This window comes from Kitasatospora sp. NPDC059327 (assembly GCF_042752535.1).
Classification (GTDB): domain Bacteria; phylum Actinomycetota; class Actinomycetes; order Streptomycetales; family Streptomycetaceae; genus Kitasatospora.
This window is the reverse complement of sequence record NZ_JBHYYB010000062.1, coordinates 46712-52711: the sequence shown is the minus strand read 5'-3', so window position 1 is coordinate 52711 and position 6000 is coordinate 46712. Positions and strand designations below refer to the sequence as shown.

The following is a 6000-nucleotide window of genomic DNA, read 5'->3' as shown; positions in this document are numbered from 1 at the left end:
GATGTACGGCCGGGCCAACTTCGACCTCCTGCGACGCCGCATCCTCCTGTCACCGTGATCAACAAGAAGGAACCCCTCAATCAGCGACAGAGCCCGGAAGTTGAGCCAGAACCACGAGTCGTGAACAAAGCCAGCGTCACCGTTGTCCGGGGCCGGCACCTGCGAGCGGGCTTCCTCGATCAGCTTCCAGAACTGCTGGGTGTCCATGGCAGCTGAGCATGCCACCGTCCCCTGACAGACCGGTTCGAACCGCGGTCGACGGGCGGACGCGCGCCGGCCGGAGGTGTCGCGTTGCGTGGCTCAGGTTGAGGCCGCGGGGGCTGCACGGAGTTAGGGCAGACATCTGGTCGACAGGATGATCCGCCGTCTTCCCAGGTCGACAGCGAGGATCCGTACACAGACCTCCTGACCTTCCTGGACAGCCTGCCCGGCCTCCTTCGCGGGCGAGCCGGAAGGCTCGGCGGAAGACATGACTCCACCCAGACCCTGCGGATCCTGCGGGGCGACACGACGTGACCGTCCCCGGGGCCTGGCGCGACGGGAGCAGGGTCCGGCACTGCCGGCGGGCTCCCACGCTCCACGGCCCGGAGCCGCGTCCGTGCGGTCCTCCCGCCAACGGTCAGTACACCGCCCTGTACGTGTTCCGCACCGCAGGATTACCAGTGCCTCCGACATCACACGATCAAGCTCAGTACCTGGCAGCGTTCCCGCCAATCTCACCGCCCTCGAAGGCGGGCTTCGCGTGGCGCTCGAACGTGCGAACCTCCGCTTCCCGTGCTCGCGCACGCTCCCGCTGCTCCCACTCGTGGAACCACACCTGCTCCTCGGTAAGGCCGTACTTCGCATCCACGGCAGCCACCAACTCGCAAATGGTGTCGAAGTCGCCATCCGGATACTCCTCCCGCCGGTGACTCGGCCGGTTAAAGAGCGACCTCAGGGCCTGGTGTATGCCCGCCTCCTGGGAACGGGCATCGAGGAGTGGGTCGAGATCCAAGCGTCGGTGAGTCCGTGCCCGTTGCAGTGGTACTCGTTGAGGTGAGTGCGGATGCGGCTGCGAACAGCGCCCGCCGTCCCGACCTTGACCCGCCCGTGCGTCCCCGCGACAGAGAGGACGTAGAGCCGGCTCCCCACGGACTCGCCCGGGACTCGGGTACGGGCCCATGCGCGTGCGAGAACGGCCTCCTCCACGGCTGACGCCAAAGCTGGGAGCCCGTAAGGGGAAAGCTGTCCAGCTCGAAGAAGGCGCACGTACTCTTCGCGCTGCGCCTCGAGTTCAGGTGAGAGCGGTTGCTGTTGAGCCCCGGCCCCATTCTCTCTGCGGCGTGTGTCCCGCGTCCGGTAGACCACTGACAGACCGTCACCATCTTCATCTCGGACACCGTCTTCCGCGTCCTCGACGGAGACGTCGAGCTGTCCGCTCACCCCCCGCGAACCCACCGGTCCGATCTCCCGCCTCCGGCCCCTACCCGAGCAGCGGGGCAACGGGCACTGAGCGCGGTCAGGCGCACATCGAAGGCCGACCGCGGCCCGGCCGAAGAGCAAGCAAGTCCTGCGGCTCAAGCCTCCTCGAGCAGCCCGCAGGCGAAGGAGAAGGTCTCCAATCGTCGATCACTCCCGGCAATGGCTCGCCCCTGACACCCAGAATCTCCTCACAAGGGCTGTGACGTTCAGTAGCGGTGCCGGAGTGAGGTGGATCTACTCGCGGCGGTTGAAGACGCGAGTCCACCAGTATCAAGTCAGTGCCCTTGAGGGCCTCGGCTTCCCGCTATCCGGGATGTGGTGCGACGGGTTTCCGCCTGGCGGTCTCTTCGCTCGCCCGACCGACCACAGCGTGGAGGCCTGGCGTGTTCTCTACCTAGCGTGCAGGCAGGACACCGGACACTCGCGATGTCCGCCGTCCCTCATCGGGAGCCTGGCCGTTCTACCGGGCTCCGTCCGGCCCTCCGGCCACCCTGCTCGTTCACCTGCCCGTCTCCGGCACCCGCCACGGTTTCCCGACCCGCCGCCTTCGAAGGAGTCCTTGTGATGTCCCGCCTCGTCCTTGATCCCACGGGTTACAGCCGCGACGCCGAGGCCGCCGTCCTCCACAGCGCCCCGGCGACCCGCGTCGACATCCTCGGTGTCCAGGCATGGGCCGTCGCCGACCCGGCGGTCCTCAAGGCCCTGCTCATGGATTCCCGCGTCTCCAAGGACGCCCGCCAACACTGGCCCGGGTTTCCCGCGGCGGCCACGACGTGGCCGCTGGCGCTGTGGGTCGCGGTCAGGAACATGTTCACCGCCTACGGCGCCGACCACCGGCGCCTGCGCCGCCTGATCGGCGGCGCCTTCACCACCCGCCGTGTACAGGCGCTGAAGCCCCGGATCGAGGAGATCGTCCAGGACCTTCTCGACCACCTCGCCACCATCCCCGAAGGTGAACCGGCCGACCTGCGCGAACATCTCGCCTCCCCACTGCCCCTCCGCGTGATCGGCCACCTCATGGGACTGCCCGCCAATATGCGACACCAGTTCCGCGCCACCGTCGACGGCCTCTTCGACACCACCCGCACCCCCGAACAGGCCCAGGCCAACGCCACCACCCTCTACGCCATACTCGACGAGCTCATCGTCGCCAAGCGCACCACGCCCGGCGACGACATGACATCCCTGCTCATCGACGCCCGCGACACCGAAGGCGACGGCGACGCCCTGACCGAGCAGGAACTGCGCGACACCCTCCTGCTCGTCATATCCGCCGGCTACGAGACCACCGTCAACCTCATCGACAACACACTCACCACCATGCTCACCGACCCCGACCAACTCGCCCACGTCCACGCCGGCCGCGCCACCTGGAACGACATCGTCGAGGAGAGCCTGCGCCACAACGGTCCCGTCGCCTACCTCCCCCTGCGCTTCGCCATCGACGACATCGAACTGACCGACGCCATCACGATCCTGCGGGGCGAGGCAATCCTCGCCGCCTTCGCCGCCGCCGGCCGCCACCCCGACATCCACGGCGAAGACGCCAGCACCTTCGACTCCACGCGCACCATCAAGGACCACCTCGCCTTCGGCCACGGTGTCCACCACTGCCTCGGCGCACCCCTCGCGCGCATGGAGACCGAGACCGCGCTACGCCTCTTCTTCGACCGCTTCCCCACCACCACCCTCACCCCCAACACTCCGCTGCGCCCGCTGCCGTCCTTGATCTCCAACGGCCACCAAGAACTTCTAGCCGCCCTCGGCCCTCGCGACGGCACGACGGCCCCTGCGTAGTCGACCCGCCTCAACCGGAGCTGTTCGTGCGAACCGGCGGCCGTGAACAGCCCTGCGACTCAGCGCTTCCGAGCCGACACGGCGGCGGTCTTCGGCGCCGCGCTCGCGACTTCGGCGTGGACGCCTTCGTCCACGTTCTCAAAGGCCTCGCGCCACTGGGCGGCCGTCCCCGCGAGGGCAGCCAGGGCCGCGTGCAGCCCGGCGTCGAGGGCGGCGGGTGACCACGGCAGCGAGGTGTGGGGCGGGCAGACGGTGGCGGACAGCACCCGTGGGGCGCCCCGGGGCGAGCCCGCAGCGGGGCGCCTGCTCATCCGGCCGCCTCTCGGCGGCGGGCCGGCCGGACGCCGTGGCGGCGCCGAGCTCCATGATGAGCAGAGTGAACTCGCGGTCCAGGTATGTCGAGGAACTGGGTGACGCCGCTTTGAGCCAGCATCCTGGTGGTGCGGTGCATGAAAGCCCGGTTGCCGCAGGCCGCGACGGGGTATTGGGGGAACCCGGCGAGGGCCTGTTCGGTGGCCACCCGATCCGGTTCGAAGTTGGTCATCCCGCCGGGAAAGTCGTACATCCCCGCTGAGTACGGCCGGCGGATGTCGAGCGCCACTTGACCCCGGGTTCGTCGCACCCTGTCGTGGCCTCGGTCATCCACACCCCCAGCCGCCGTTCCCGACAGCACGCGAGCAAGGCCGTGCGCAGTCCCCCGCCGCCGTGGCGGGGCCTCGGAACGCAGGTGTGGAGGAGGGCGAGCACAGCTACGCCATGCGCTGCCGGATGCCAGACACGGCGGCGCAGCCTCTCGTGACGGTTCTGCTCACCCCGGCCTGGCAGGGCTGGCCCGGGCATACCGCAGACGATCCCCAGCCCGGACGGAGCGGGGCGGCTCCGAAGCCGCTGCCCAACTGGCTCCCAGCATCTCGCCGCGTCAGGAAGGTTCTGTTCAGCGGACAAAGTCGGCCGGAGCGCACCACCGGACCACCGTCCCGTTGGTGGTCCAGCCGGCGCCGAAGGCGGCCAGGAACACGAGCGCGCCCGGGGCGAGGAGGCCGGCGTCGATCGCCCGAGCGGCGGTGATCCCTACAGAGGCCGAGATGGTGTTGCCGTAGTCCTGGACGGTGGTGCATGTCCGTGATATCGGCACGTCCAGGATGTCGAGGACCCCTTCGATCAGCCGAAGATTCGCCTGGTGCAGCAGGATCAGGTCGGCGGCCGCGACGGGCGTCCCGCTGCCTTCCTCCAAACGCCCGAGGAGGGCGGGCACCTCGCGGAGCGCGAAGCGCTTCACCGCCCGCGGATCCATGGCGAAGCTGTGGATGTCGGTTCCGTGAAGAGCCAGGCCCTCGTTGCCGGCAGGGTCGGTCCGGGTCGCGTTGAAGAGGATGCCCGTACCGTCCCGGCAAGGACGAAGGAGCCAGCAGCACGCGCCGTCGCCGAAGATGGTCGTCGGCAGGGCCTCTCCCCTGCGGACGTCGTGCAGCCGCATGAGGCTGCTGCTCGCCTCCGACTGCACGACCGCGACAGTGCCGACGCCCGCTTCGACGAGCCGCGCACCCAGGTGTAGGAGCCCCACCGCGCCGGCGCAGCCCGCACCGACCACGTCGACCGGAGTCATGGCCAGGTTCAGGCCGGCGTCGGCGATCAGGCGCACTCCAAGCCCGGGCATGACGCCCGCCGGGGTACTGGTGGACGTGACGAGGGCGTCGATCTCCCCAGGATCGATGCCGGATCGTCGGCAGGCGTCCATGAGGGCGTGGAGTGCCATGTCCGCTACCGGCTCGCCGGTAGCGCAGTGGCGGCGCTGCTCGATTCCCGTCTTCTCCCTGACCCAGGTGTCAGTCAGCCCGGTCAGCTCTTCCAGATCACTGTTCGACACAACGTTCTCGGGCACATGGGCACCGACACCGAGGATCCCAACGTTCATCGCGCTTGCTCTCCAGTCGTTGGCGGTTCGGGTGACGCGCGGTTGTCAGTGGGCGAGGCCGCACCGGGGGCTGGACCGAGAACCTGGGGACCACCGGACCGTCGAACCGCGGAAGAGGCTGTTGGGCGCCGGCAGAGTTCCTCGCGTGGTGTAGGCGGTGCCGGCGGGCCGGGCTGCCAGTCCGCCCGGTTACAACCGGGGGTGTCCGTCGGGGGTCAGGAGGACGACGCTCTCCTGTTCGTTGGGGTCGGTGCGTGCGAGGACGGCGCGCACCGGTTCGCTGGCGCTGAGGTTGATGGCCTGGTGGGCCATGCCCGCCGGTATGTACACGAAGTCGCCGGCTGCGGCGATGGCCTGGTGGGCGAGGCCCGATCCGTAGCGGGTGGTAGCGGTGCCTTCGAGAATGAACAGGGCGCTTTCATGGTCGTGATGGAGGTGAATCTCCCCTCGCGCGCCGGGTGGGATCGTGACGAGGTGCATGCACAGGCGACGGGCACCGACGGACTCAGCGGAGATTCCGGCGACGATGTCGGCGCGTTGCCTGCCCTCATAGCGTTCGGTGGCGGTCACGACGTGCACGTAAGACTGGGTCTGCGCCCTGGCGGGTGTAGTGGCCATAGCATCTCCTTCGCTGGCAGCGGCTGGTGGGGCGGTCAGGCCCAATCGGCGTCGCGCAGGCGCTGAAGGGCGACCTGCTCGACGTCGAGAGCCGCCCGACGGTCTACGGTTCGGGGGTGCACTGGCAGCCGACGTCATTGACGGCCTGGGTGATCCCGGCCACGTCGGGCTTCTCCTGGTCGATGGGAGGCTAGGTAACGGAGGTGCGC

Annotated in this window: 7 protein-coding genes; 1 reads left to right on the top strand and 6 read right to left on the bottom strand. The window is 69.0% G+C overall.

Features of this window, described 5'->3' with window-relative positions:
• On the bottom strand, window positions 1-207 hold a 207-nt coding region (locus tag ACFXHB_RS30305; protein ID WP_380577860.1), incomplete at its 3' end, for a hypothetical protein.
• Between the two features lie 481 nt (window positions 208-688).
• Entirely contained in the window at window positions 689-994 is a 306-nt protein-coding gene (locus tag ACFXHB_RS30300) for a hypothetical protein (RefSeq protein ID WP_380577859.1), read from the bottom strand.
• Window positions 995-2025: 1031 nt separating this feature from the next.
• Between ACFXHB_RS30300 and ACFXHB_RS30295 the strand changes: the two genes are divergently transcribed.
• Entirely contained in the window at window positions 2026-3258 is a 1233-nt protein-coding gene (locus ACFXHB_RS30295; RefSeq protein WP_380577858.1) for a cytochrome P450, read from the top strand.
• Window positions 3259-3317: 59 nt separating this feature from the next.
• Here ACFXHB_RS30295 and ACFXHB_RS30290 read toward each other — a convergent pair whose 3' ends face one another.
• The 4 genes from ACFXHB_RS30290 to ACFXHB_RS30275 all read right to left on the bottom strand — a co-directional run bounded on the left by ACFXHB_RS30290 (window position 3318) and on the right by ACFXHB_RS30275 (window position 5743).
• On the bottom strand, window positions 3318-3569 hold the full coding sequence (locus ACFXHB_RS30290) for a hypothetical protein (RefSeq protein ID WP_380577857.1): 252 nt from the start codon (window positions 3567-3569) through the stop codon (window positions 3318-3320).
• Window positions 3566-3859, bottom strand: coding sequence for an SAM-dependent methyltransferase (locus ACFXHB_RS30285; protein ID WP_380577856.1), 294 nt, complete (start codon window positions 3857-3859; stop codon window positions 3566-3568). Before ACFXHB_RS30285 ends, ACFXHB_RS30290 begins: the two co-directional genes overlap by 4 nt.
• A 333-nt stretch (window positions 3860-4192) precedes the next feature.
• Window positions 4193-5173: a 3-oxoacyl-ACP synthase III family protein gene (locus tag ACFXHB_RS30280; protein ID WP_380577855.1), complete on the bottom strand. Its 981-nt coding sequence runs from the start codon at window positions 5171-5173 to the stop codon at window positions 4193-4195.
• Window positions 5174-5362: 189 nt separating this feature from the next.
• Window positions 5363-5743 (bottom strand): cupin domain-containing protein, encoded by a 381-nt coding sequence (locus ACFXHB_RS30275; protein WP_380577854.1) that lies wholly within the window; start codon window positions 5741-5743, stop codon window positions 5363-5365.
• Window positions 5744-6000: the final 257 nt, after the last annotated feature.